General features: G+C 72.0%; 21 protein-coding genes. 8 read left to right on the top strand and 13 right to left on the bottom strand.

Translation table 11 applies throughout. The features are described 5' to 3' along the window. Nucleotides 1–40: 40 nt before the first annotated feature. The 3 genes from K8638_RS32030 to K8638_RS32020 all read right to left on the bottom strand — a co-directional run bounded on the left by K8638_RS32030 (nt 41) and on the right by K8638_RS32020 (nt 2,309). On the bottom strand, nt 41–1,201 hold the full coding sequence (locus K8638_RS32030) for a GNAT family N-acetyltransferase (RefSeq protein WP_223758486.1): 1,161 nt from the start codon (nt 1,199–1,201) through the stop codon (nt 41–43). A 75-nt stretch (nt 1,202–1,276) separates the two neighbouring features. After that, complete coding sequence (locus tag K8638_RS32025) at nt 1,277–1,717, bottom strand: hypothetical protein (RefSeq protein WP_223758485.1); 441 nt, start codon at nt 1,715–1,717, stop codon at nt 1,277–1,279. Nucleotides 1,718–1,736: 19 nt separating this feature from the next. Continuing rightward, nucleotides 1,737–2,309 (bottom strand): DUF2378 family protein, encoded by a 573-nt coding sequence (locus tag K8638_RS32020; protein ID WP_223758484.1) that lies wholly within the window; start codon nt 2,307–2,309, stop codon nt 1,737–1,739. 189 nt (nt 2,310–2,498) lie between these two features. Here K8638_RS32020 and K8638_RS32015 point away from each other — a divergent pair, with 189 nt between their 5' ends. The 3 genes from K8638_RS32015 (at nt 2,499) to K8638_RS32005 (ending at nt 4,667) form a co-directional block, all read left to right on the top strand. Then, nucleotides 2,499–3,065 carry a NifU family protein gene (locus K8638_RS32015; protein ID WP_223758483.1) on the top strand — a complete coding sequence of 189 codons (567 nt, stop codon included), beginning with the start codon at nt 2,499–2,501 and terminating at the stop codon, nt 3,063–3,065. A 143-nt stretch (nt 3,066–3,208) separates the two neighbouring features. Continuing rightward, a complete protein-coding gene (locus tag K8638_RS32010) occupies nt 3,209–3,994 on the top strand; it encodes an SAM-dependent methyltransferase (RefSeq protein WP_255663038.1) in 786 nt (261 codons plus the stop codon). A 79-nt stretch (nt 3,995–4,073) separates the two neighbouring features. Then, on the top strand, nt 4,074–4,667 hold the full coding sequence (locus K8638_RS32005; protein WP_223758482.1) for a hypothetical protein: 594 nt from the start codon (nt 4,074–4,076) through the stop codon (nt 4,665–4,667). A 7-nt stretch (nt 4,668–4,674) separates the two neighbouring features. On the opposite strand, the gene K8638_RS32000 is transcribed toward K8638_RS32005, so the two are convergent. Both K8638_RS32000 and K8638_RS31995 read right to left on the bottom strand, forming a co-directional pair. Continuing rightward, entirely contained in the window at nt 4,675–6,522 is a 1,848-nt protein-coding gene (locus K8638_RS32000) for a pseudouridine synthase (RefSeq protein WP_370644159.1), read from the bottom strand. A gap of 56 nt (nt 6,523–6,578) precedes the next feature. Further along, the gene (locus tag K8638_RS31995; protein ID WP_223758480.1) at nt 6,579–7,502 is read right to left on the bottom strand and encodes a universal stress protein; all 924 of its coding nucleotides are present in this window, start codon (nt 7,500–7,502) and stop codon (nt 6,579–6,581) included. 211 nt (nt 7,503–7,713) lie between these two features. Between K8638_RS31995 and K8638_RS31990 the strand changes: the two genes are divergently transcribed. After that, on the top strand, nt 7,714–10,512 hold the full coding sequence (locus tag K8638_RS31990; RefSeq protein ID WP_223758479.1) for an HAD-IC family P-type ATPase: 2,799 nt from the start codon (nt 7,714–7,716) through the stop codon (nt 10,510–10,512). Between the two features lie 9 nt (nt 10,513–10,521). Here K8638_RS31990 and K8638_RS31985 read toward each other — a convergent pair whose 3' ends face one another. The 4 genes from K8638_RS31985 to K8638_RS31970 all read right to left on the bottom strand — a co-directional run bounded on the left by K8638_RS31985 (nt 10,522) and on the right by K8638_RS31970 (nt 15,456). Continuing rightward, complete coding sequence (locus K8638_RS31985; protein ID WP_223758478.1) at nt 10,522–12,603, bottom strand: methyl-accepting chemotaxis protein; 2,082 nt, start codon at nt 12,601–12,603, stop codon at nt 10,522–10,524. A gap of 305 nt (nt 12,604–12,908) precedes the next feature. Further along, nucleotides 12,909–13,367 (bottom strand): hypothetical protein, encoded by a 459-nt coding sequence (locus K8638_RS31980; protein ID WP_223758477.1) that lies wholly within the window; start codon nt 13,365–13,367, stop codon nt 12,909–12,911. Nucleotides 13,368–13,482: 115 nt separating this feature from the next. Further along, complete coding sequence (locus K8638_RS31975) at nt 13,483–14,652, bottom strand: class I SAM-dependent RNA methyltransferase (RefSeq protein WP_223758476.1); 1,170 nt, start codon at nt 14,650–14,652, stop codon at nt 13,483–13,485. A 51-nt stretch (nt 14,653–14,703) separates the two neighbouring features. Further along, complete coding sequence (locus tag K8638_RS31970) at nt 14,704–15,456, bottom strand: lysophospholipid acyltransferase family protein (protein WP_223758475.1); 753 nt, start codon at nt 15,454–15,456, stop codon at nt 14,704–14,706. A 292-nt stretch (nt 15,457–15,748) separates the two neighbouring features. Here K8638_RS31970 and K8638_RS31965 point away from each other — a divergent pair, with 292 nt between their 5' ends. Next, nucleotides 15,749–16,639, top strand: coding sequence for an oxidoreductase (locus K8638_RS31965; RefSeq protein WP_223758474.1), 891 nt, complete (start codon nt 15,749–15,751; stop codon nt 16,637–16,639). Here the strand turns inward: K8638_RS31965 and K8638_RS31960 are convergent. The 3 genes from K8638_RS31960 to K8638_RS31950 all read right to left on the bottom strand — a co-directional run bounded on the left by K8638_RS31960 (nt 16,617) and on the right by K8638_RS31950 (nt 19,983). Continuing rightward, nucleotides 16,617–18,245 carry an ATP-binding protein gene (locus tag K8638_RS31960; RefSeq protein WP_223758473.1) on the bottom strand — a complete coding sequence of 543 codons (1,629 nt, stop codon included), beginning with the start codon at nt 18,243–18,245 and terminating at the stop codon, nt 16,617–16,619. The two genes, K8638_RS31965 and K8638_RS31960, sit on opposite strands and share 23 nt — an antisense overlap. Before the next feature lie 252 nt (nt 18,246–18,497). Further along, the gene (locus tag K8638_RS31955; protein WP_223758472.1) at nt 18,498–19,592 is read right to left on the bottom strand and encodes a TIGR02266 family protein; all 1,095 of its coding nucleotides are present in this window, start codon (nt 19,590–19,592) and stop codon (nt 18,498–18,500) included. 16 nt (nt 19,593–19,608) lie between these two features. Next, the gene (locus tag K8638_RS31950; RefSeq protein WP_223758471.1) at nt 19,609–19,983 is read right to left on the bottom strand and encodes a response regulator; all 375 of its coding nucleotides are present in this window, start codon (nt 19,981–19,983) and stop codon (nt 19,609–19,611) included. Nucleotides 19,984–20,059: 76 nt separating this feature from the next. On the opposite strand from K8638_RS31950, the gene K8638_RS31945 reads away from it, so the two are divergent. Both K8638_RS31945 and K8638_RS31940 read left to right on the top strand, forming a co-directional pair. Then, on the top strand, nt 20,060–21,460 hold the full coding sequence (locus tag K8638_RS31945; protein ID WP_223758470.1) for a M20/M25/M40 family metallo-hydrolase: 1,401 nt from the start codon (nt 20,060–20,062) through the stop codon (nt 21,458–21,460). A 90-nt stretch (nt 21,461–21,550) separates the two neighbouring features. Then, a complete protein-coding gene (locus K8638_RS31940) occupies nt 21,551–22,360 on the top strand; it encodes a YhfC family intramembrane metalloprotease (RefSeq protein ID WP_223758469.1) in 810 nt (269 codons plus the stop codon). A 21-nt stretch (nt 22,361–22,381) separates the two neighbouring features. On the opposite strand, the gene pip is transcribed toward K8638_RS31940, so the two are convergent. Continuing rightward, nucleotides 22,382–23,350 carry a prolyl aminopeptidase gene (gene pip / locus K8638_RS31935; RefSeq protein WP_223758468.1) on the bottom strand — a complete coding sequence of 323 codons (969 nt, stop codon included), beginning with the start codon at nt 23,348–23,350 and terminating at the stop codon, nt 22,382–22,384. Between the two features lie 252 nt (nt 23,351–23,602). Between pip and K8638_RS31930 the strand changes: the two genes are divergently transcribed. Then, nucleotides 23,603–23,794, top strand: coding sequence for a hypothetical protein (locus K8638_RS31930; protein ID WP_223758467.1), 192 nt, complete (start codon nt 23,603–23,605; stop codon nt 23,792–23,794). Nucleotides 23,795–23,918 lie beyond the last annotated feature (124 nt).

The raw sequence follows: 23,918 nt of genomic DNA, 5'->3' as shown, positions 1-23,918 counted from the left end.
TATGTCGGGCTCCCTTTAATGATGTCGGGAGGGGGGATTTTCAGGCCCCCTCCTTGAAACCGGTCTCCGCCCGCCACTGGGGCAGGCCGCCTTGGACGGCTGCCCGCTCGTGGGCCAGGAAGCCGCGGACGGCCCTGTCCAGCCCCGGGTGGAGGAGCAGGTGTGCACTGTACGTGAGCCGGGGCTCGAAGCCTCGGGTGAGCTTGTGCTCCCCGCCGTGCCCGGGCTCGAAGCGCTCCAGGCCCCGGGCGATGCCCTGCTCCACGGGGTGGTACAGGCAGACGTTGAAGTGAAGGAAGGGGTGCTCCTCGAAGCATCCCCAGTAGCGGCCATAGAGGACATGGGGCCCGGCGAAGTTGAACGCGCCGGCCACCAGCCGCCCTTCCCGGCGGGCCTCCACCCACTCACAGCGGTGCCGGAATCGGGCGAGCATCCGCGCGAAGAAGTCCGGGGTGAGAGAGCGCTGGCCCCACGGGTACTTGTCCACCGTGGAGACGTACAGGCGCCAGACGGCGTCCACGTCCACCTGCGCCAGCGCGTCGCCGCGCAGGGTGCGCACCTGGATGCCCTGGTCCGCCGGGGCGCGCAGCTCGCGGCGGAGCTGGTGGCGCCGCTTCGCGTGGAAGCGGGCGAGGAAGTCGTCGAGCGTGCGGTAGCCCTCGTTGCGCCATTGGTACTGCACGCCCAGGCGCACCGCGAAGCCCTGGGCCTCCAGCACGGGCAGCTCCTCCTCCGTGGGGAAGAGGACGTGGACGCCGGACAGGCGCTCGGCGCGGGCGTACTCCTGGGCGGCGGCGTACAGCTCGGCCTCGCGCGCGGGCCGGTCCTCGCCCGGGGCCACCAGCACGCGCCGGCCGGTGGCGGGGGTGAAGGGCACGGCGAGGACCAGCTTCGGGTAGTAGCGCAGGCCGGCGCGCTCGGCGGCGGTGGCCCAGGGGCTGTCGAAGACGAACTCGCCGTTGCTGTCCTCCTTGAGGTACGCGGGCGCCGCGGCGACGAGGCGCGAGCCGCGCCAGAGCGTCAGGTGGCGGGGGTGCCAGCCCCGCTCCGGCACCGCGCTGCCGCTCTCCTCCAGGCTGGCGAGGAAGGTCCACTCCAGGAAGGGCACGGCCGCGTCGTCCACCAGCGCGTCCCACGCGGCGCGGGGGACCTCGGTGATGGAGCGCAGGATGCGCAGGGTGGTGGGCAGCGGGGTGGACATCGCGGCGGTCGGGGTGTCTGTCGGGCCGAGCCTATAACGATGCGGTCCGGGTGCCGCATGGGGCCGGCCCACAGGCTACTTCCCGCGTGTCAGCTCCGCGGCAAGGAAGCGCCCGGCCTCCGCCAGCCCCTCTTCGCCCCGGCGGCGCCCCTCGTCCGTCTCCATGACCCGGCGGGCCGCGTCACTCGCGGTGCCCACCTCCAGGTCCACCAGGATGAGGAAGGCGCTCCAGGCGGGATTCAGGGCGGCGACACGCCCGGGGCGCAGGGGGCGCTCGCTCAGGGTGGTGGCCACCTTCTCCAGCAGCCCGTCGTCGGTGAGCCGCTTCGACTTGCCGCGCATGGCGGCCCACGCGGCGTCCAGCAGCGAGGGCAGCATCCGCCCGGAGAGCACGGAGGACAGCCGCTGCGCCGCCTCCTCCTCGTCGATGTGGTGGGCCCGGGCGTAGGTGGGCACCAGCTTCGCCACCACCACGGCGCGGGTGGCGAGGTGGGCGAGGCGGGGAGGGTAGGACATGGGCGCTCCTGGGCGCTGACTACCAGCGCACCAGCAGACGGTAGCCCTCGGCGCTGCGCTCCTCCACCGTGATTCGGGGCTGGACGGAGGCCAGCTCCAGCATCCGCTCCAGGCCGCCGGCCATCAGGTCCGGGCGGTTGTAGCGGTCCGTGAGGTGGAGGCGGCGGCCGCGCTCTCCCACGGCGGACAGCGTCATCTCCACGTCCGTGCGGCCCATCATCCCCAGGTAGCGCGGCAGCCGCTCCAGGGCGCGCGCCGGGCCCACCATGGGCAGGGCCACCGCGGCCACCCGGCCAATCAGCGTCTCCGCGAAGCCGTTGACGAGCTGCCGGCCAATCTGACGGTACGCGTCCTCCTCGCCCAGCCCGGCGTAGACCTCCCGCCGGGCCAGGGCCACCACCTGCTGCCAGAGCTGGATGGGGTAGTCCATCTCCGGCTGCTTCATGTGGTAGCCGAGCGCCTCCAGCTCCCGCGCCAGCCGGCCCTCCGCCTTGAGGCCCCGCACGAACAGCCCCTCGAACACGCTGGCGGGCACGCGCGGCGCGGGGGGCGGGGTCGTCTCGGGGGGACGGCGGGAAGAGGTCAGCAGCATCGGTGGGCTCCCAGGGGAGCGTTCATCTCATGACTCTACCAGAACCACCTAGGACTTCTGGTTCTTCTTGGATTTCTCGTTGGAGGATGGGAGGAGCCCGGGAAAGGGGCGCGGGGAGGTTTGCTTCCCGGAGAGTCGGGTTGCTATGGGGCAGCGGGCGCCTTACAGGAGAGGCCTCAGGAGAATTGAATGTCGGTGAACATCCAGCTCGAGTGGACCCCGAATCCCAGCACGCTGAAGTACGTGGTGGACCGGAGGCTGTTGGCGGGCGGCGCGCTGAACTTCACGAGCCGGGACGACGCCCAGGCGAAGTCGCCGCTGGCGCACAAGCTGATGGACGTGCGCGGCGTGACGGCGGTGATGATTGGCAGCAACTTCGTGACGGTGACGAAGGGCGAGGAAGGCGAGTGGGACGAGTTGAATGACTCGGTGATGGCCACGCTGGACTCGCACCTGTCGGCCAACGAGCCGGTGGTGGACGAGGCGGCGGTGGCGGCGGCGCGCCAGGCGGCCGTGGGCGCGGACGGCGGCTCCGTGGAGGGGCGCATCCGGGACATCCTGGACAACGAAATCCGCCCGGCGGTGGCGATGGACGGCGGCGACATCACGCTGGACCGCTTCGAGGACGGCATCGTCTACCTGCACATGAAGGGCTCGTGCGCGGGCTGCCCGTCGTCGACGGCGACCCTGAAGATGGGCATCGAGGGGCGGCTGCGTGAGGCCATCCCCGAGGTGCTCGAGGTGGTGTCCGTCTGAGGCGCAACGTCAAGGCACCCCAGGTCCGGCGCGAGCTCTTGCCGGACCAGTCCCCGGCGCTCCTGCGGGAGCTCCATCTGCTCACGCGCGAGGGCAACCTCAACGCGGACGCGCTGCGCAAGCTCAAGCAGGTCAACCACCTGATGGGCCTGTTGCGCCCCGCCGTGGAGGACGTGCTGTCGCGCCATCCCGACGCGGTGATGGTGGACGCGGGCAGCGGCAATGCCTACCTGGGCTTCGTCCTCTACGAGCTGTTCCTGAAGAACGCGCTCGGGGGCTCGCTGCTGTCCATCGAAGGCCGGCCGGAGCTGACCGAGCGGGCGAAGGGCCGCGCGGAGCGGCTGGGCTTCGACCGGATGCAGTTCCAGACGGCGCACATCGACACGGCGCGGTACCCGGAGCGCATCCACCTCTTGATGGCGCTGCACGCGTGCGACACGGCCACGGATGACGCGCTGGTGGCGGCCATCCGCCACGGGGCGGACCACGTGGCGGTGGTGCCGTGCTGCCAGGCGGAGGTGGCCGCGCAGCTCAAGGAGCGGCGGCCGGTGGCGGGGGGCAGCGGCTCCATGTCGCTGCTGTACGCGCACGCCTGGCACCGGCGCGAGTTCGGCTCGCACCTGACGAACGTCATCCGCGCACTGACGCTGGAGGCCTTCGGCTACCAGGTGACGGTGACGGAGCTGACGGGCTGGGAGCACTCGCTGAAGAACGAGCTGATTCTCGGGCGCAGGGTGCACCGGGAGAACCGCCGCGCGCGTGTGCAGCTGGAGCGGCTGCTGGCGGAGACGGGCGTGGCGCCGAAGCTGACGCGGGAGCTGGGCGTGAAGCCCGCCACCCTTTCCACACCAGCGGGCGGGGGCGAGGCGCCGGAGCCCGAAGCGCCGGGGGGCTCCGAAGCGGCGAACCCGCCTCCCGCGGGGGAGTGACTCGCGGCGGGCCCGGCCTGGGGCCGGGGCCCGCCGTGTCCGTCCGCCGCGTTCCCCGGGCTGGAGTAGAAGGGGGAGCATGGCGGACACGGTGAAGCGGTCGGAGCTGGTGGCGCTCGTGGACATGGACGGGACGCTCTGCGACTACCAGGGCGCGATGCTGCGCGACCTGGAGCGGTTGCGGAGCCCGGGTGAGCCGCCGCTGACGTCCGAGTTCGAGGACACTCCCTGGATGCGGGCGCGGCAGGAGCTCATCCGCGGGCAGCCCGGGTGGTGGGCACGGCTGGAGCGGCGGCAGCAGGGCTTCGACGTGCTGGAGGAGCTGCGGGCGCTGGAGTTCGAGCTGCACGTGCTCACCAAGGGGCCCGCGAACTCGACGAATGCGTGGGCGGAGAAGCTCCAGTGGTGCCAGGCGCACGTGCCGGACGCGCGCGTCACCGTCACCATGGACAAAGGGCTCGTCTACGGGAAGGTGCTGGTGGATGACTGGCCGGAGTACATCCACCGCTGGCTCACGTGGCGCCCGCGCGGGCTCGTCATCGTCCCCGCGCAGCCGTGGAACGAGGGCCTCTCGCACCCGAATGCGCTGCGCTACGACGGCACCAACCTGGCCGAGGTGCGCGCCCGGCTCCGCGCCGTGAGGGATGCCGCGCTCGCTTCGAGCGCGGGGTAGGCGCTGCCTAGAACGGCGCCGGCAGCTCGAAGGAGACGCGCTGGCCCGTGGCGGGGTGCTGGAAGGACAGGGCCTCCGCGTGCAGGAGCAGCCGGCCGCCCGGGTGTCCGTAGAGGCGGTCTCCGACGATGGGCGCGCCCAGGCCGAGCGGATGCGCAGCGTGGACGCGCAGCTGGTGCGTCCTGCCGGTGTGGGGGAAGAAGGCCACGCGGGTGTGCTCGCCGCTCCGCTCCAGGACGTGCCACTCCGTCATCGCGGGCTTGCCGTGCACGGGGTCGTGAATCTGCCGGGGCCGGTCGTCGAGGTCCACGCGCATGGGGAAGTCGATGGTGCCCCGCTCGCCCCGGACGTGCCCCTGGACCCAGGCCACGTAGCGCTTGTGGACCTCGCGCTGGACGAACTGCCGTTGCAGGGCCGTGTACGTCTCCAGGTCGAGCGCGGCGACGAGCAGCCCGGATGTGTCCAGGTCCAGCCGGTGCGCGAGCAGCGGGCCCGTGGCGTGCGGATACCGGGCGCGCAGCCGCGTGAGCACCGAGTCCGTCAGCGAGGCTCCCCGGCCCGGGACGGAGAGCAAATCACACGGCTTGTCCACCACGACGAGCCACGCGTCCTCGAAGACGATGGACAGCCCTCCGCTCCGGGACACGGGGGGCGCGAAGGCCCGTGGGGCGGCGACGGGCAGGCCCTCCAGCATGAAGGGCAGGAGGGGGCCGCACTTGTCCCGGCACGCGGCATAGAACGCACCGGAGACACGGCCCCCGGCGAGCGGCGGGGCGCCCCACCAGAACTCCGCGAGCGCCAGCGGCTGGAGGCCGTGGGTGAAGGCATGGGCGAGGAGCTTCGGAGCGGCGCAGTCCGCGGCGCCCGAGGGCGGCTCCCCCGACGTGAACAGGGCGCGCAGCGGGCGGCGCTCGCCGCGCGCGTTGGGCACCGGGTACGTGTCGTGGATGCGCTTCATGAGCGAGCGGCAGACGAACTGCCGCAGCCGTTCATGCGCTCGGAGCCGGCGCTCCAGCCGCGCGAGCTTCGGCGCGAGTGCCCGCCGCTCCTCTTCGTGGGCCGCCTCCATCCGGCGCCACTCCGCCTTGTCGCCCCGGCTCTCCTGGTCCAGCGCATGGAGCGCCGCGCGCCGCTCGGCCTCTCCGAGCGTCTCTGGCTGGGGCATCTCTCGCTTGTCGCCCCCGCTCTCCCGGTGGAGCGCGTGGAGGGGCGTACGGCGCCTGGCCTCTCCGAGCGCCTCTGCCCGGCGTTCCTCTCGCGGGTCGCTTCGACGCTCCGGCGCGGGTGAGCGGAGGTCCGCGTGCTTCGCGGCCTCTCCCGATGGAGCCTTGAGCTCCGCCCTGCGCGTGTGGCGTTGCCTCCGCCGTTCCTCATGCCGCGCCCGCATCGCCGCGCGCTCCGCGGTGTGGCGCGCCTGCAAGGCTTCATGTGTGGCGCGCAATGCCGCCAGTTCCGGCGAAGTGCGAAGCGCCTCCTCGCGGGCGAGCAGCGCCTTCACCACCGCTTCGCCTTCGGGCTCCAGCCGCGCTCGCTCCTCGCGGTCAAAGAGTGGGGAAACGAAGCCGGGGACATCCCAGCGCCCCGCGAGCATGCCGGAGAAGGCGCGGAGGAACCCGAGGCGTCCGCCGGGCTCGCGCACGACGAGCACGCCGAACATCTTCCCGCCCTCCGGCGTGTCGAGCGCTGCCGCCGGAAGCCCAGGGGCGATGGCCCCCGCGCGAAGCTCCGCTTGCAGCAGCTCCGCGGCCTGGCGTGCGAGCGCATGCGGGCCCGCCTCATCGAAGGGGCTCGGGAAGCTCTCCGGAGTCTCCCCCGGTGCTGGCTGCGGCTCGAACGGCGTCACCCACGTCTCCACGGCCCTTCGGTAGCACGAAATCGTGGAGACGCGGCGGGGTCGCGAGACCGCCGCGCTCAGGGAAGCTGGAACTCGACCGGCGTCGGCCGTCCGACGAGCACGTCGCACGGTGCCGTGGTGACCACCCACTCGGCGACGCTGCCGAGCAGGGCATGGGCCAGCCCCTGGCGCGCGTGCGTGCCCAGGACGATGAGGTCCGACTGCCGGCGAACCGCTTCCTTGATGAGCAGGGCACGGGCGTCCCCGGCGCGGAGGACGACGTCCCACTCCAGCCCCGCGGCCCGCTCGGACGCGAGGAACTTCCGGATGCGCGAGTCGGCCTCCGTGCGGTACTCCTTCCGGAAGGACTGCTCCCGCCCGCCCGGCTTCGCCGGGGCGAGGAAGTCCTCGAAGGGGATGTTGAAGGCGTGGACCAGCGTCGCGCTCCCGGCGCCGGGGCCGAGCACGCGCCGCATCAGCGCCAGGGAGAACTCGGACGCCGCGTCCAGCCCCACCGCCAGCAGGGGCCGCCGGTACGGGTGGAACGCCCGCCCGCTGACGACGAGCACCGGAGCCTCTCCCTTGCGGATGACCCGCTCCGCCGTGCTGCCGATGAACATGTCGCGCAGGGGACGCCGGCCATGCCGGCCCAGCACGATGAGGTCCGCCTCCAGCGTCCGGGAGGCACGGATGATTTCCACGAAGGGCTCACCCCGCCGGACGAGGGCGGTGACCTCGACGCCCTTGATGCCCCGCTGCCGGGCCTCCTTGTGTACCTGCCGGCGCAGGCTCTCCAGCTTCATCTCCGCCTGCCGCTCCATCACGTCCTCGAGCTTCTCCGGCACGTTCGCCGGCAGCACGTGAACGAGGTGCAGCCGGGCGCCCTTCTCGAAGGGCAGGAGCACGGCCCGCTTCGCGGCATTCGCCGCTCCGCGCGAGAAGTCCGTGGGCAGCAGCACCCGGCGAAGCGGCTCGATTCCTGGAAGAGAGGTGGGGCTCATGGGCGCTTCCTCTTGCAAGGGCTGCTCCCAGCCATGATACCCCATGCCACGAGCAGGCCATGCCGGGTGCGCCCCGCGAAGGATTTGCGCATCGGTCCGGGCTCGCGCAGGGCATTCGCCCAGGAGCGTGAGGCGTGCTCCGGCCATGGCGGGTCCGTGTCCTGCAAGGTGTTCTCTCGAGGGGCCACTGGCTCCCGGAAGGAGTGAGTGAGTGAGGCCCACGACCCCGACGACTTCCGAGGCCGGGCCGGCGGCGTTGGAGGCCCGACACTGGCATGCCCTGACGGCGGAGGAGGCCGCGCGTGCTCTCCGGACGGAGCCTGCTCGCGGGCTGTCGCGTGAGGAGGTGGAGCGGCGCCTGGCGGAGCACGGCCCCAACGCGCTCGCCGAGCCGCCGAGCAGGTCCCTGCTCACCGTCCTGCTGCACCAGTTCAAGAGTCCGCTCATCTACCTGCTGCTCGTCGCCGCGGGCATCTCGGTGGCGCTGGGGCACGTCAGCGACGCGGTGGTCATCGTCGTGGTGGTGCTCCTCAACGCGCTCATCGGCACCTTCCAGGAGGGCCGGGCCGAGCGCTCCCTGGAGGCCCTGCGGCGGCTGGCGAGCCACAAGGCCCGCGTGCTGCGCGACGGGCATGAACAGCTCGTGGAGGCGCGGGACCTGGTCCCCGGGGACATCGTCATCCTGGCCGCGGGCGACGCGGTGCCGGCCGACGCACGCCTCATCGAGGGCGCGGCGCTCCAGGTGTCCGAGGCGGCGCTCACGGGCGAGTCGGTGCCGGTCACGAAGGGCCTGCTGCCCGTCGCGCACGACACGGCGCTCGCGGACCGGCAGGGCATGGTGCACGCGGGCACGCATGTCACGGCCGGCCGCGCGCGGGGCGTGGTGGTGGCCACCGGCGCCGCCAGCGAGATTGGCCATATCGCCGCGCTGACCGAGGGCGCGAAGGAGCCGCGGACGCCCCTGGAGCACCGCATCGAGCGCTTCGGCCGGATGCTGGTGGTCGCCGCGACGACGCTCTTCCTCGTCGTGGTGGCGGTGGGCCTGCTGCGCGACGTACCGGCCGGGCAGATGGTGATGGTGGGCCTCAGCCAGATGGTGAGCATGGTGCCCGAGGGCCTGCCGGTGGCGATGACCATCGCCCTGGCCATGGGCGTGCAGCGGATGGCGCGCCGCAACGCGGTGGTGCGGCGGCTCGCGGCCGTGGAGACGCTGGGGTCCACCACCGTCATCTGCAGCGACAAGACGGGAACCCTGACGCGCAACGAGATGACGGCCACGGCCCTGTTCCTGCCGGACGGCCGGGACATCTCCGTGACGGGGGTGGGCTACGAGCCCGAGGGCGGGTTCCTCGAGCGGGGCGCCACGCTGGAGCCGCTCGCGGATGGCGCGGTGGGGGAGCTGCTCCAGGCGGCCCTCCTCTGCAACGACGCGGAGCTGGAGGGCACGGACGAGGCCGGGCTTCGCTGGAAGCCGCTGGGGGACCCGACGGAGGTGGCGCTGGTGACGCTCGCCGTGAAGGCGGGCCTGGTGCCGGCGGAGGTGCGGGAGCGCTTCGCGCGGCGCGCGGAGATTCCCTTCGACGCGGGGGCCAAGATGATGGCCACGCAGCATGAAGGGCCGGACGGCGCCTTCGTCGTCCTCAAGGGCGCCCCGGAGGAGGTGCTGGAGCTGTGCGCCTTCGCCCGGCGGGAGGGAGGGGCGCTTCCGCTCGACGCCGCCGCGCGTGAGCGGGTGCGGGCGGGCGCGGAGGCCATGGCGCACCGGGCGCTCCGCGTCCTCGCGCTCGCCGTGGTTCCCGGGGGGGACATCGACGGGGCGGTGGGGTTCTCCGCCTTCCGGGGGCGGGCGGTGCTGCTGGGCCTGGTCGGCCAGGTGGACCCGCCCCGGCCCGAGGTGGCCGAGGCCGTGCGGCGCTGCGTGGGGGCGGGCATCCGCCCGGTCATCGTCACCGGGGACCACAAGGTGACGGGGCTCGCGGTGGCCCGGGAGCTGGGCATCGCCCGCGAGGGCGACGCGGCGGTGGACGGCCGCGAGCTGGCGGCCATGCCGGACGCGGAGCTGATGGAGCGGCTGGGCGGCATCTCCGTCTTCGCGCGCGTCCACCCGGCGCAGAAGCTCCGCATCGTCGAGGCCTACCAGCGCCAGGGGCACGTGGTGGCGATGACGGGCGACGGCGTGAATGACGCGCCCGCGCTGGCCCGCGCGGACGTGGGCGTCGCCATGGGCGTGACGGGGACGGAGGTCGCGAAGGAGGCCGCGAAAATCGTCCTCGCCGACGACAACTTCGCCACCCTGGTGGCCGCCGTCGAAGAGGGCCGCATCGTCTACCGCAACCTGAAGAAGGTCATCCTCTACCTTTTCTCCACCTCGCTGGCGGAGGTCGTCGTCCTCCTGACGTCGCTGGCGCTCGGCTTCCCGCCGCCGCTCGCCGCGGTCCAGATTCTGTGGATCAACCTGGTGACGGAGGGCACCGTCACCATCAACCTCATCCTGGAGCCGCCCGAGGGCGACGAGATGCGGCAGCGGCCGACGCCCCGGGACGAGTCGCTGCTCACGCGGGGCCTGCTGTCGCGCATGCTCTTCATGACGCCGTCCATCGCCGCCGCCACGCTCGGCTGGTTCATCTACCGGCTGTCCAGCGGCGTCGCCTTCCCCCAGGTCCAGACGGAGACCTTCACCGTGCTGGCCGTGTGCCAGTGGTTCAATGTCCTCAACTGCCGCTCGGAGTGGAAGTCCGTCTTCCAGATGGGGCTGCTGACGAACCGCTGGCTCGTCGGAGGACTCGTGCTCGGCAACCTCCTCCAGGCGGCGGTGGTGTTCCTGCCCTTCATGAACGAGGTCTTCCACACCGTCCCGTTCAGCCTGAAGGAGGTGCTCACCATCGGCGCCGTGGCCAGCACGGTGCTGTGGGTGGAGGAGCTGCGCAAGCTGGTGGCGCGGCGCCGCCTGCGCGCGGCTGCTTCCGCGGAGCCCGGGGGAGGGGCTCCGGGAGCGGCCATGAGCACCTGACGGTGGGGGCTACCGGGCCGGCTGCGCCCTCGCCTCCAGCGTGTCGGACCGCAGCGCCCTGTCGGCGATGCCGGACATGCTCTCGGCCAGCGACTGTACGGAGCGCGTGACGGTCTGCGTCTCCCCGACGACCTTCAGCGTGCGCTGCATCTGCGCGGACAGCTCCTGGATGGCCTGGGCAATCTGGTGGGTGCCCACGTCCTGCTGGGCCACGGCGGCGGTAATCTGCCGCACGTTGGAGCTGGTGTCGCCGATGATGCCGGCCAGCTTCTGGAGCTGCGTGCCCGAGGTGCGCACCGCGTCCAGACTGCTGCGCACCCGCAGCTCGCCCTGCTCGCTCAGCTTCGCCGTGTCGCGCATGCTCGTGCTCAGCCCGTCGAGCACCTCGCGGATGCGGTGGGTGGCCTGGATGGACTGGTCGGCGAGGCTGCGCATCTCCCGCGCCACCACGCCGAAGCCCTTGCCGCTGTCGCCGTTGCGCACCGCCTCGATGGCGGCGTTGATGGCCAGCATGTTGGACTGGTCCGCGAGCGTCTTCACCGCGTCCACGATGCCCGAGATTTCCCGCGTCCGCGCATCGAGCGAGAGGATGCTGCTGGCCATCTCCGAGACCTCGGCGCGGATGGCCGCGAGGTCCGTCAGCGTGCGCTCCAGGGCGGCGCCGCCCTCGCGCCCCACCTGCTCGGCGCTCTCCGCCGAGGCCGCCAGCAGGCGGGCCTTGTCGGCAGTCACGTGGGAGCTCTGACGGATTTCCTCCATCGTCGCCTCCAGTTGCTGGAGCGCCGTCGCCTGGCGGCTGATGCCCGCGGTCTGTTCCTCGCTCGCGGTGCGGAGCTGCTGCGCCACGGCGGCCAGCTCCCGGGCGCCGCTGCCCATGCGGTCCGCCAGCTCACGCACCTCCGCCCGCCGCTCCTCGAGCTGGTGGGTGTGCTGCGCGAGCGCCTGGACGAGGAGCGAGGAGCGGCGTCCGACGATACCCACCAGCGACAGCGCGAGCCCCAGGAAGCCCCAGTGGACCTGGCTGTCGCCCGTCCGCTGCAGGCCAATCAGGGGGAGGATGCCGAGCACGAGGAAGAAGGAGAGGCTGCCCAGCCCGACGCTGAAGATGCGGGCATCGGGGTCTCCCCGCCACGCCTCGGCCAGCACGACGCCGACGCAGACCAGCATGGCGGGGACCGAGTAGAAGATGAACGGCGCCATGAGCCGCAGGGCCGAGCCCGGGTCCACGAGCACGAGGATGGCCTGGAGGACGGCGGGGACGGAGACCACCGCCGCGCCCCGGCGGAGCCAGCGCATCCGGCCTTCGCCCACCATGTCCGAGACGAACCAGGCGAGGCCGGGGAGGATGCCGTACGAGCCCAGCATGATGAGGCGCGTCCCCATGGACGGCTCGTCCCAGAGCGAGCCGAAGAGACCGCTCGCGCCGAGCAGGAGCCCGCCCGAGCCCGCGCAGAAGACGGTGAGGGCCACCAGCATCCGCCACTGGCGCCGCAGGAGGGCGGTGCCCGTGGACACCAGCGCGATGACGAGGAGCAGCAGCCCCATGAAGAAGGGCGCCAGCCCGGCGCGGGTCATCGACGCGAGCAATTCATGGTGCGTTCCCACCCGCACGTCCCGGCCCACGCCGATGGCGGGCCCGGAGCCCTGGATGCGCAGGAGCACGCGCTGGCCCATGGTGCCGGGCGGCAGGGGCACGACGTGCCAGGCCATGTTGTCCATCTCCTCGCGCCCGCCGGGGACCAGCCTGCCGCTGCCGTAGATGCGCTGGCCCTGGGCATACACCTCGAAGGCGGTGGCGACGCTCCCCAGGTAGAGGGCGGGCTCGGGCCAGGGGCCCTGGGGCACGGGGATGCTCAGCCAGAGGAACGTGTGGCTTCCACGGCCGGGCGGCTCCTTGAGCGCGTCCACGGGCTTCCAGTCCCCGGACTCGCCTGTCTCCTGCGCCCAGGTGGGGACGCCATCGGGACGCAAGGGAGCGTCGCCCCAGCGGAAGCGCCACCCGCCGGCGATGGGCGCGGACGTGTCCACCGCCGCGGCGTGCGCCGTGGGCGTCAGCGCGAGCACGAGGAGCAGTGCGCACCCCAGGGCCACGAGGCGCGCTGTTCCGCGGTGCCGGCCTCTGACGTGCGTGGAGGCCTGGGGGGAGAGCTCGGGAACGGCGGACGCAAGCAGCGCGCGGGAGAGGCCCATGTCAGGGGTATGGTCCGGCGCTTCGGGGCCCTCTGTAAAATGGGTCCGGGCTGCCTCGCCCGCCCTGCGCCCGGCGGTGCGCGGAGGGAGGGGCGGGCAGGACTCCGGACAGCGGGCTTTCCGGTGAAGACCGGAGGGGATTCCGGGGTTGGATGCGAGCCTGCCTGCCCGAAGCTCACGGGAGGGCTGTCTCGCTCAGGTGCCGCTCAGCAGGCGCAGTCCCGGTCGCAGGTGTCGACCGTCTCGGGCCCGGCGCAGGCGCCGTCGCCGCAGTAGCCGCCGTAGTAGCAGTCGTCGGGGCACGTGTTCCGCTCGCTGTAGTAGCAGATGCCGTTGCCACAGACGTCGAAGCCCTGGAGGGGCTCGCTCGGAGTCCCCGTGCTCGGGGCGAAGCAGCCGCCTCCAGTCCACGGGCAGTCCCGGGAGCAGCTGTCATACGTCTCGGGCCCGGTGCAGGCGCCGTCACCGCAGTAGCCCCCGTAGGTACAGTCCTCGGGGCAGGACACCTGCTCGTAGGAGTAGCAGATGCCGTTGCCACAGACGTCGATGCGCCCCTCGTGCTGTCCCAGCACCTCCTCGGGGGCACCCACCTCTTCGGCTCCTCCGCACGCCGTCACCACCACGAAGGACAGCGCCGCGACCAGCACTCCGGTCCACCTGTTCATCCAGCTCTCCTGGGTTATGGGGGAGACCTGTTATCTATCAGAGGGTGCTCCCGGGGTGAATACAGACACACCCATCGGCCGGGTCGCATCGAGGGGCTCCGAGCCTGGGGCGGCGCTATCCGTCGGCCGGGCTCCGTGGGGGCTCCAGCGCTTTCAACAGGAGCCGGCATCGCAGGCCGCCATTGCGCACGGGGAGGCTCCGCGCGCCGGGCAGGTCCAGCGCCTTCACCAGCATGGCGTCATCCGGAAGGATGACCGCCTCGCGCCAGCCCGCGAAGCTCCGCCGCAGCGTGTGGCCCAGCGCGCGGTAGAGGCCGGGCAGGTCCTCCGCTTCTCCCACGCGCTTGCCATAGGGCGGATTCGCCACCACCAGTCCCGGGCCTTCGGAGGGTGGCGTCAGGGTGCGCGCGTCCTTCCGCTCCAATGTGAGAGTCACCCCCGCGCGCCGCGCATTGCGCCGTGCCGTGCCCAGCGAGCCCGCGTTGATGTCGTAGCCGTGGAGCGCCGCTCGCGGTTCGGGCAGTGCCTCCTTCTCCGCCCGCGCCTTGCGCTCCGCCCACGCGGCGGCGTCGAAGCCCGGGAAGGACTCGAAGGCGAAGGAGCGCAGCAGCCCGGGCGCGCGGCGCATGGACATCCATGCGCCTTCCACCAGGAACGTGCCCGAGCCGCACATCGGGTCCACCAGCGGCTCCGCGCCGGTGTAGCCGGCGAGCACCAGGATGCCCGCGGCCAGCGTCTCGCGCAGGGGCGCGCGGCTCACCTCCTGCCGGTAGCCACGCCGGTGCAGCGGCTCGCCGCTGGTGTCCGCGCTCACGGTGAAGGCGTCCCCCTCCACGCGCACCAGCAACGTGAGGCCCGGGCCACCGCCCTCCTCGTCGAGCGCTCCCGCTTGCTCCAGCGAAGGCAGGCCCCAGGCCCAGGCCGCCGAGGAGAACACCACGTCCGCTCCCGGCACGGGCGAACGGTGCAGGCTCACGGACAGCTTCGGTGGGGTGCGCCCGTCCCAGACGCGCGACAGGTCCAGCGCGCCCAGGCGCTCGGCCAGCGTGTCGGAGTCACCCGCGCGGAAGGTACCCACGCGCAGCAGCACCCGGCTGGCGGTGCGCAGGCGCAGGTTGGCCTCCTGGTGCAGTCCGGCCGGGCCCTCCAGCTCTACTCCCCCCTCCACGCGGCGCGGCTTCCAGCCCAGCGCGGCGGCTTCCGCCTCCAGCGCGGGCTCCAGGCCGGGCAGGGTGGACACGTAGACTTGTTCGTCGTTTCTCGGGCTCGTCACGGGAGGCCCCATTGTCCGCGCCTCCGGGCCGGCCGCAATGGCTCATTCCGGCCGTGCCCGTGCTCAGGACGCGGGCGCTGATGGCTGTTCCGGCTTCCGGCTCACGGAAACCGGGGACGGGTCACCCCCGTAGACACCGTGGTACTCGGGCGGCAGCAGCGCGGCCACCCGGCGCATCATCGCGTCCACCAGCGCCTGGCGCGGGTCTTCCGCCCCCGCCGTCTCCGCCTCCAGGTCCTCGATGCGGAACGGCTTCCCGAAGCGCACGGTGACGTGGGCCTTGTAGAGCCGCTCGCCGCCCATGTCGCTGTCGTTGATGGGCATCAGCTTCTCCGTGCCCATCAGCGCCACCGGCACCACCGGCACGCCCGCGCGCTTCGCAATCAGCGACACGCCCTTCTTCGCCTGAATCAGCCCGCCCGTACGGCTGCGCGCGCCCTCCGGGAAGATGAGCACCGAGCTCCCACCCTTGAGCGTCTCCACCGCCTTCCGCATCGCCTCGATGTCCGCCGTGTTGGGCTTGATGGCGATGGTGTCCATCACCTCCGACGCCAGCCGCGTCATCACCGTCCCCTGCAGCTTCACGCCCGCCAGGAAGATGACGCGCCGGGGGTGGAACGCCCGCGCCAGCGTGAAGCCGTCCGCGTTGGACAGGTGGTTGCAGATGAAGAGGCAGGGCTCATCGGAGAGGTTCTCCCGTCCCTCCACCACCTCGTCCGCGAGCGTGTCCCATACCCGGTCCATCAGCATGCGGACCACGCGCTTGCGAGGACCTTCCGGCAGCTTGGACATCAGGAAGAAGAGGATGCGCAACACGCGGAGCTCGCCTCCATCCAGGGGGTTGGCGCGGAAGCATGGACCGGCCAGGGCTCGGACGTCCGGACGATGACGCCGGGTCCCCAGCACTGCTATCCGTCTCCAGAAGATGTAGTCCCGCCGGGTGTTCACCGTCAGCGTCTGACGCGGTACGCCACCCCGCTCGCGGGGCAGGGCGTCATGCAGCCAACGCTCGGGGTGCACTGGAGGACGGGACACTTTTCCGCACTGCCGTCCCGGACCGCGCAAACCCATCGGCGCGGGAGTGCGGGTTGGGCTATGGGAAGGGCGTATGAGCGCCGTCGAAGCCACGTCGAGCCGTAGCAGGAAGCCCGTCGAGTACGAGGTCACCGTCACCCAGGTGCGGATGGACACGCACGACACGGCCACGCTCTTCCTCGACTTCGGCGGCCCTCCTCCGGAATACAAGGCCGGCCAGTTCCTCAACATCGACCCGCACCAGTTCCCCGCGCTCGGGCGCCTGGCCGCCTACCTCCAGGAGCAGAAGGGCCGCAAGGAGCCCCAGCGCTCCTACTCGCTCGCCTCCGCGCCGCATGAGCCGCTGGTGGCCATCACCGTCAAGGACGAGGACTTCATCCCCGGCCTCACGCGCTACCCGCCGCTCCTGTCCCCCTTCCTCGTGCATGGCCGGCTCACCGGCGCGCGTCTCAAGGTGCTGGGCTTCATGGGGCCCTACGTGCTGCCGGACGACGTGGACGAGCGCACCGGACACATCGTCCACCTCGTCGCCGGCTCCGGCGCGGTGCCCAACTTCGGCATCCTCAAGGACGCCCTCCACCGAGGCCTCAAGCCGCGCCACACCTTCATCTTCTCCAGCAAGACGTGGGGCGACGTCCTCTACGGCGAGGAGCTGGCGGCCCTGGAGCGCGCGCACCCGGACCGCGTGCGCGTGGTGCACACCCTCACCCGCGAGACGGACGAGTCCCGCTACGCCCCCAACGTGCGCAAGGGCCGCGTCGGCCAGGCGCTGCTGGAGGAGCTGATTCCGGACCGCGACACCTGCCTCGTCTACGCGTGCGGCCCCGCGATTACGCCGTGGGACAGGCGCAAGGCGCTGGAGACGCGCACGCCCGCCACGCCGCGCTTCATGGAGACGGTGCTCGGCCACCTCCATGCGCTGGGCATCTCCGACAAGCGCATCAAGCGGGAGACCTACGGCTAGGCTCCAGCGGCAGGTGCACCTCGAAGCGGGCGCCGCCCTCCGGCCGCCCCATGGCCCGCACGGTGCCCCCGTGTGCCAGCACCACGCGCCGGACGATGGCCAGCCCCAGCCCGCGCCCGTTGGCGCGCGTGAGGAAGAAGGGCTCGAAGACGCGCGCCGGGTCCACGTTCGGAATGCCGGGGCCCTCGTCCTCCACCACCAGGCACACGCCTCCCGCCATGGGCGCCACCGCCATCCGCACCCGGCCTCCCGAGGGTGAGGCCTGCACCGCGTTGCGCACCAGGTGCGTCACCGCGAGCTGGAGCAGCGTCTCGTCTGCCTCGATGGCCGGCGTGTCGGGCGCCTCGTCCACGACGAAGCGCAGCGTGGGCGCGTCCGGAGGCCCGTGGAGCTGCCCCAGCGCGCGGCGCACCAGCTCGCCCACCGACACGGGGCGGGGGCGCGGCTCCAGCGGGCGCACCACGTCGAGGAGGTCCTTGACGATGTCCTCCAGCCGGATGACCTCCTCCTCCAGCATGCCCACCGCGGCCTGCCCCGTGGGGCCCAGGTGCGCCTCGCGCCGGAGCACCGCCACCGCGTTGAGGATGGCGCCCAGCGGGTTGCGCACCTCGTGGGCCACCACGCCCGCCGCCTCACCCAGCACCGTCAGCCGCTCGCGCGCCACCAGCTCTTCCTGCAGCCGCGACACCTCCTCCAGCCGCTCCGCCACCGTCTGGTGGTGGTGCACGTTCTCCAGCGCGCCGCCCAACAGCTGGGAGAACAGCTCCAGCGTGCCCGCGCCCGCCGGGGTGAGCGTGGTGCCCTGCACGGAGAGCACGCCGTAGGGCCGGCCCTCCACGAGGATGGGCGCGTCCAGGCCCTGTGACTCCGGCGGGTAGAGCTTCCGGATGTTCTCCACCACCTCCGGCGGGTGGATGCGGCTCACCACGGCGAAGAAGTCCGGGTGGAAGGCCGCCCTGCGTCGCTGGAGCACCTCCTGGTAGTGCGGCACGGCGGCGGAAGGAATCCGCACGTCGCCCATGGGCATGCCGTACAGGCGCTCCGCCTCGGCCACGCTGGCGGCCTCCTGGCGCATGGGGCCGTGCCGGAACACGTCTCCGTCCAGGCGCATCACCGACACGTAGAAGCCCTGGCGGTGGATGGCGTCCACGGCCGTCTCCAGGACGGACTGCTCGTCCCGGCACCGCATCATCTCCGCGGCGGCCGCCACCAGCGCTCCGGTGAGCCGCCGCACCGAGTGCTCGCCCTCCATGTCCTGGACCAGCACCACGGTGTCTTCCGGCGTGAGGCCGGGCACGTGCCAGACCTGCACGGTGCGCTCCTGTCCATCGGCCCGGCGGACGCGCAGCCAGCGGGGGTGCTCCGGGTGCGGCTCACCCCGGGAGACGGACTCGTACATCGGCTCCAGCCAGCCACGCTCCTCGGGGACGTACCGGGCGATGAGCTCCAGCAGGGGCGTGGACAGCAGCTCCTCCCGCGTCGTGCCCAGCAGGGACGCGAACGCCGCGTTGACATGCCGCACCCGCTCCCCGCGAACGACGGAGACGGGAATGGGCAGCCCTTCGAGCAGCCGGTAGTCAGCGGGGTCGGTGGACACGGCGGTCATCCTGGGGGGCGCCTCGTGTGGCCGCAAGGCGGCTCCTGAATGCCCCAGGGGGCCTTTGCAATGGGTTTCGCCGCACCCCGTAGGGAAGGGCGAGGGGCGATACCGGAGATGACGACCATGAACTTCATGAACCTGATGGACCGCAACGACTTCGAGCTCAAGGCCGTGATGGCGGTGATGGCCGCCTTCGTGATGACGGGGGCGGTGTTCGTCGGACAGATGCTCTAGTCGCGGGCGGAGTGTGGGACGGCTTCACTTCTTGGGCTTCGCGCGGGCCAGGTACTTCTGGATGAACTCCTTCTCCTCCTGGCGGAGGTGGCTCAGCCGCAAGCCGTAGCCTCGAGGGTTCTTCCCGTCCTCGAGCGAGTTCTCCCAGATGACGGAGCTGCGCAGCGTCATCACCCGCGCCGGGTCGTCGAACCGCAGCGTCAGCTCCACCTGGGTCCCCAGCCGCAGCGGCTTGTCCGTGGCGATGAAGAGTCCGCCGGAGGACAGGTTGATGATGCGGTGGTCGGTGAAGATGCCGGCGTTCTGGAGCGTCACCTTCACGTCCGCGTGGATGCGATCATCCGAGCGCCGCTCCAGGCCCACGAACTCGGCGCTGGAGTAGGTGGGGGCCGTCGCCGCCTTGCGGACGGTCGACTGGGCGGGCGCGCGGGCCACCACGGGCTCGGGGCGCATCGGGGTGGGCGGTGGCGCGGCGGGCGCCGCGTGCACCACGGGAGGCGGGCGGGCCGGCATGACGGGCGCGGCGGCCACGGGCGGCGGCCGGGGCGTCATGGCGGGCGCGGGCGGCGCCACGGGGGCGACGGGCGCCATCACCGGAGCCACGGCCGGGGCACCGGACACGTCCAGCCGGGGCGGGGCCGGGCGTTGCTGCTGCGCGCCCTGCGCGTAGAGGGCCTCCGCCTCGCGCATGCGGCGCGAGAGGAAGTCGAAGATTTCGGCGGAGACCTTGCGCAGCTCCGGGTGCGTGTCCGGGGCCAGGTGGTCCGGTGTGAAGCGCTTGGCCATGCGGAAGTAGGCCAGCCGCAGCTCGTCCAGACTCGCGTGGGGTTTGATTCCGAAGAGCTCGTGGGCGGGCAGGTTCTGCAGGCCGCGCAGCTGCGTGCGCAGGCGCTCGGCCTGCTGCTGCTCGACGGATTGCGTGGGCCGCGCGGTGGTGAACAGGTCGCTCAGCTCGGGCAGCTCCTGGAGGGCCACCCACTGGGTGCCGTCCCTCGAGGCGCGCACCGCGGCTTTCAGCCGCCCGGAGGCGATGAGCTCTCTCAGGGCCTGGAGGGCCAGGGGGCCCAGCACGCGTCCGAGGTTGTCCGCTACCCAATAACCCACAGCAGGAGACGACACGCAGACACCCCGTGAATCAGTGAGCCAGCGCCTGGCGCACGGCCGAGGCGATTTCCAGCGGATGGAAGGGCTTGCCCACGAAGCCCACGGCGCCCGCCGCCATGGCCTGCTCCACCACGGGCTCGGCGTCCATGCTGCTGATGACCAGCACGCGTGTCGTCGGCGAGACGTTCTTGATGGCGCCCAGCACCTCCAGGCCGCTCTTCTTCGGCATGAACAGGTCCAGGAACATGACCGCGGGCTTCTCTCGCGCGGCCACCGCCAGCCCTTCCTCGCCATCGGCGGCCTCGAGCAGGCGCAGCTCGATGCCCGTTTCGGCGATGACGTCCTTGAGGATGCGGCGCACGAAGCTGTCGTCGTCCACGAGCAGCAGGGTCGGGGTCTCAGGCATGGCGTCGGATGATATGCTGACCCCGCGAGGTTCGCGCGGGCCACGTGAAGCGCCTGCCTGCCTTTTGGGCTATGGGATGACCATGTCCACTGACAAGGCACTCTTCCACTTCGAGTCCCAGAAGCAGGCGTACCTCGATGACCTGAAGACGCTCGTCCGGATTCCCAGCGTCTCCTTCCCCGGGTTCGACCCGGCCCACGTCCGCCGGGGCGCCGAGGCCACGGCGAAGCTGCTCAGGGACCGTGGGTTTGAAAACGTTCAACTTCTCGACATCGAGGGGGCCCACCCGTACGTCTATGGGGAGGTGCTCGAGGCGCCGGGCAGGCCCACGCTGCTGCTGTATGCGCACCATGACGTGCAGCCGGCCGGGGACGAGTCGGCCTGGAAGAGCCCGCCCTTCGAGCCCCAGGAGCGGAACGGGCGGCTGTACGGGCGCGGCTCGGCGGACGACAAGGCCGGCATCGTGGTGCACACCTCCGCGGTGGACGCGTGGCTGAAGGGGGCGGGCCGCCTCCCCCTCAACGTGAAGGTCATCATCGAGGGCGAGGAGGAGATTGGCAGCAATCACCTGAGCGCCTTCCTCCAGAAGCATGCGGCGCTGTTGAAGGCGGACGCCATCGTCCTCACGGACACCTCCAATTTCGACACGGGGCTGCCCTCCATCACCACCGCGCTGCGCGGGCTCGTCACGGTGGACGTGGAGGTGCGCGCGCTGAAGCAGGCGGTGCACTCGGGCATGTGGGGCGGGCCGGTGCCGGACCCCGTCATGGCGCTGTGCCGGATGCTGGCCACGCTGACGAAGCCGGACGGCTCCATCGCGATTGAGGGCATCCAGGAGCGGGTGAGGCCGCTGACGGCGGCGGAGCGCGCGAGCATCCAGTCCCTGCCGGGCGACGAGGCGTACTTCCGCGAGCAGGTGGGCCTGCTCCCGGGCGTGCAGGTGCTGGGCGGCGGGCAGCACCCGTTCGAGATGAACTGGCGTCAGCCGAGCATCGCCATCAACGCCATCCAGGCCAGCAGCCGCAAGGATGCGCGCAACATCATCTGTGACTCGGCGTGGGCGCGCGTGGGCATCCGCATCGTCCCGGACCTGGAGCCGCGCGACGTGGAGGAGCGGCTGAAGGAGCACCTGCGCAAGGTGTGCCCGTGGGGCCTGGAGCTGAGCTTCCACACGGAGGGCGCGTCCGGCTGGTGGTACACGGACCCGTCGCACCCGGCGTTCCAGGCGGCGTTCCGCGCGCTGGAAAAGGGCTACGGCGGCAAGGCGGTGGCCATCGGCTGCGGGGCGTCCATTCCCTTCGTGGAGCCCTTCGCCCGCGAGCTGGGCGGCGTGCCGGCGCTGCTCATCGGCGTGGAGGACCCGTACACGTACGCCCACTCCGAGAACGAGAGCCTGCACCTGGGTGACTGGGAGAAGTCCATCCGCAGCGCCATCCACCTCTACGAGGAGCTGGCCACCACGCTGGGCGGCCGCTGACGTCTTCGGAGTCGGCCGCACCCCGGCGGATGTGCCTTTCGTGGTGACGCGCATCTGGCTTAGGTAGCCCTCTGGAGGGAGGGACTCCGGATGCCCGCGGGACTGGACCTGCGCGTGGTCGCCAGCTTCGTGGCGGCCATCGCCTTCGATGTGTTGATGCCGGTGGCGGTGGTGCTGTGGGCGCGCCGCCGGCTGGGCGTGGCCTGGAAGGTGGTGGGGTGGGGCGCGCTGGCCTTCGCGCTGTCGCAGCTCTTCACCCGCGTGCCGCTGGTGCAGGTCGTCCAGTTCCTCCTGCGCGACGCGCTGAAGTCCTCCCAGGCGCTCATGGTCGCCTGGGTGGTGGTGCTGTCGCTCACGGCGGGCCTCTTCGAGGAGACGGCGCGCCTGTGGGCGTTCCAGAAGCCGTTGAAGGACTCCCGGCGCTGGCGGGACGCGGTGGGCTTCGGGGCGGGCCATGGCGCGCTGGAGTCCGCCGTGCTGATTGGCGGCCTGGCGGCGCTGGGGCTCATCAACATGGTGGCGCTGTCCAGCCTGGACCCGTCCACGCTGCCGCTGAAGCCGGAGCAGGTGGAGCAGGTGCGGCAGGCGAAGGCGGCCTTCGCGGCGCTGCGCTGGTGGGAGCCGCTGCTGGGCGCGTACGAGCGGGCGGGGGCGATGGTGTTCCACATCGCGATGTCCGTGCTCGTGCTCCAGCGCTTCGTGCGTGGCGAGGTGAGGTGGTACTGGCTGGCGGTGGGCGCTCACGCGCTCTTCAACGGTGTCACCGTCGCGGTGGGGAAGGCCGCCGGGCCGGTCGCGGGGGAGGGCGTGGTGACGGTGGCCGCGCTCCTCGGCCTGTGGGTCATCCTCCACTTCCGCCCCAGGGCTCCGGAGCCGGAGGCCGCGCTGCCGCCGGCGTGAGGCCCGAGGGGGCTGGCCTCTTCAGTGCTGGCGGAACCGGTCCGTGGCCTCTACCAGGGCCGCCGTGTTGCCGGGCTCGTTGGCCGAGTGGCCCGCGTCGGGGACGATGATGAAGTCCGCCTCCGGCCACGCCTTGTGCAGCGCCCACGCGCTCTCCGGGGGGCACACCACGTCGTAGCGCCCCTGGACGATGACGCAGGGGAGGTGGCGGATGCGGTGCACGTCGTCGAGCAACTGCGTGTCGCTTCGCAGGAAGCCCCGGTTGACGAAGTAGTGGCACTCGATGCGGGCGAAGGCGATGGCGAACGTGTCCATGCTGTTGCGTGCCACCAGCTCGGCGTTGGGGTACAGGCAGCTCGTGCGGCCCTCCCACACGCTCCAGGCGCGCGCGGCCTCCAGCTGGGTCTTCCGGTCGTTCCCCAGCAGCCGGCGCGCGTACGCGGCCAGCAGGTCTCCTCGCTCCTCCGGGGGAATGGGCGCCAGGTAGTGCTCCCACGCGTCCGGGAACAGGGCGCTCGCGCCGCGCTGGTAGAACCAGTCAATCTCCTGCTTGCGCAGCAGGAAGATGCCTCGCAGCACCAGCTCCGTGACGCGCTCCGGGTGCGTCTGCGCGTACGCCAGCGCCAGCGTGCTGCCCCACGAGCCGCCGAAGAGTTGCCACCGCTCGATGCCCAGGTGCTCGCGCAGCCGCTCCATGTCGGCCACCAAATCCCAGGTGGTGTTCTCCTCCAGGCTCGCGTGCGGAGTGCTCTTCCCGCAGCCGCGCTGGTCGAAGAGGACGATGCGGTACGCGTCCGGGTCGAAGAAGCGCCGCTGCCTCGGGTCCGTCGCGCCGCCCGGGCCGCCGTGGATGAAGACCACCGGCTTGCCGCGCGGGTTGCCGCACTCCTCGAAGTACACCTCGTGGAGCGCGGACACGCGCAGGTGCCCGGTGCGGTAGGGCTCCAGGGGCGGGTACAGAGAACGCGGCGGCCTGTTGGGAACGGACACGAGGCGGGCTTTCCGTGACGGCGGGAATGCCGTCACCGTACCAGAGCGCTCCCCGCCACCGGACCCCGCGTCACGGACGCATGACACCCGGCCCGGGGGCAGACGGGCGTCCTCCAGCCGACGCTGGCCCGCCAGGACTCCAGGCGGGCAGGCTCATCCGCTCGCGATGTGACGCCGAAGTTTCCCGGGCGCAACGCCGACTTTGCGGGCGCCGTGGACACTTCCGATGACTCCAACCCCCGGAGCGTCCCCATGAACATCGCCTCCCTCATGAACAACCCGAAGGCCCGCGTCACCCCCGCTCGCGAGCGCCGGCTGCGGCTCGTGCGCGTGCAGGCCACCGTCCTCGCCCAGGGCGCGGTGAGCGCGATGAAGGACAGCGTGCAGGCGTTCCGCCACATGCGGGACGTCCTCACCGGCGGCTACGCGCACCGCCTCCACTGACCTTCCGGCCCCGGCACCGTGCCGCGCCAGGAGGCCGGGACGGCGTGAGGCCATCCCCGGCCCGTGAGCCAGGGGCGGGCACGGCCTGAAGCCCTGCCCAGGCCCCGCGGAGACAGGAGGCCGG

The sequence above is a fragment of the Myxococcus sp. RHSTA-1-4 genome (assembly GCF_020037125.1).
Taxonomy (GTDB): Bacteria; Myxococcota; Myxococcia; order Myxococcales; family Myxococcaceae; genus Myxococcus.
The sequence above is the reverse complement of the archived record's forward strand: the minus strand, read 5'-3'. Positions and strand labels throughout refer to the sequence as shown.

What these genes read in the sequence shown, in the direction of transcription:
- K8638_RS31940 (WP_223758469.1), top strand. Translation starts at nt 21,551, where the DNA reads ATGCCCGCGGGACTGGACCTGCGCGTGGTCGCCAGCTTCGTGGCGGCC.
- K8638_RS32020 (WP_223758484.1), bottom strand. Translation starts at nt 2,309, where the DNA reads ATGCTGCTGACCTCTTCCCGCCGTCCCCCCGAGACGACCCCGCCCCCC.
- K8638_RS31975 (WP_223758476.1), bottom strand. Translation starts at nt 14,652, where the DNA reads ATGGGGCCTCCCGTGACGAGCCCGAGAAACGACGAACAAGTCTACGTG.
- K8638_RS32025 (WP_223758485.1), bottom strand. Translation starts at nt 1,717, where the DNA reads ATGTCCTACCCTCCCCGCCTCGCCCACCTCGCCACCCGCGCCGTGGTG.
- K8638_RS31945 (WP_223758470.1), top strand. Translation starts at nt 20,060, where the DNA reads ATGACCATGTCCACTGACAAGGCACTCTTCCACTTCGAGTCCCAGAAG.
- K8638_RS32030 (WP_223758486.1), bottom strand. Translation starts at nt 1,201, where the DNA reads ATGTCCACCCCGCTGCCCACCACCCTGCGCATCCTGCGCTCCATCACC.
- K8638_RS32010 (WP_255663038.1), top strand. Translation starts at nt 3,209, where the DNA reads ATGGGCCTGTTGCGCCCCGCCGTGGAGGACGTGCTGTCGCGCCATCCC.
- K8638_RS32015 (WP_223758483.1), top strand. Translation starts at nt 2,499, where the DNA reads ATGTCGGTGAACATCCAGCTCGAGTGGACCCCGAATCCCAGCACGCTG.
- K8638_RS32005 (WP_223758482.1), top strand. Translation starts at nt 4,074, where the DNA reads ATGGCGGACACGGTGAAGCGGTCGGAGCTGGTGGCGCTCGTGGACATG.
- K8638_RS31930 (WP_223758467.1), top strand. Translation starts at nt 23,603, where the DNA reads ATGAACATCGCCTCCCTCATGAACAACCCGAAGGCCCGCGTCACCCCC.
- K8638_RS31995 (WP_223758480.1), bottom strand. Translation starts at nt 7,502, where the DNA reads ATGAGCCCCACCTCTCTTCCAGGAATCGAGCCGCTTCGCCGGGTGCTG.
- K8638_RS31980 (WP_223758477.1), bottom strand. Translation starts at nt 13,367, where the DNA reads ATGAACAGGTGGACCGGAGTGCTGGTCGCGGCGCTGTCCTTCGTGGTG.
- K8638_RS31965 (WP_223758474.1), top strand. Translation starts at nt 15,749, where the DNA reads ATGAGCGCCGTCGAAGCCACGTCGAGCCGTAGCAGGAAGCCCGTCGAG.
- K8638_RS31950 (WP_223758471.1), bottom strand. Translation starts at nt 19,983, where the DNA reads ATGCCTGAGACCCCGACCCTGCTGCTCGTGGACGACGACAGCTTCGTG.
- K8638_RS31960 (WP_223758473.1), bottom strand. Translation starts at nt 18,245, where the DNA reads ATGACCGCCGTGTCCACCGACCCCGCTGACTACCGGCTGCTCGAAGGG.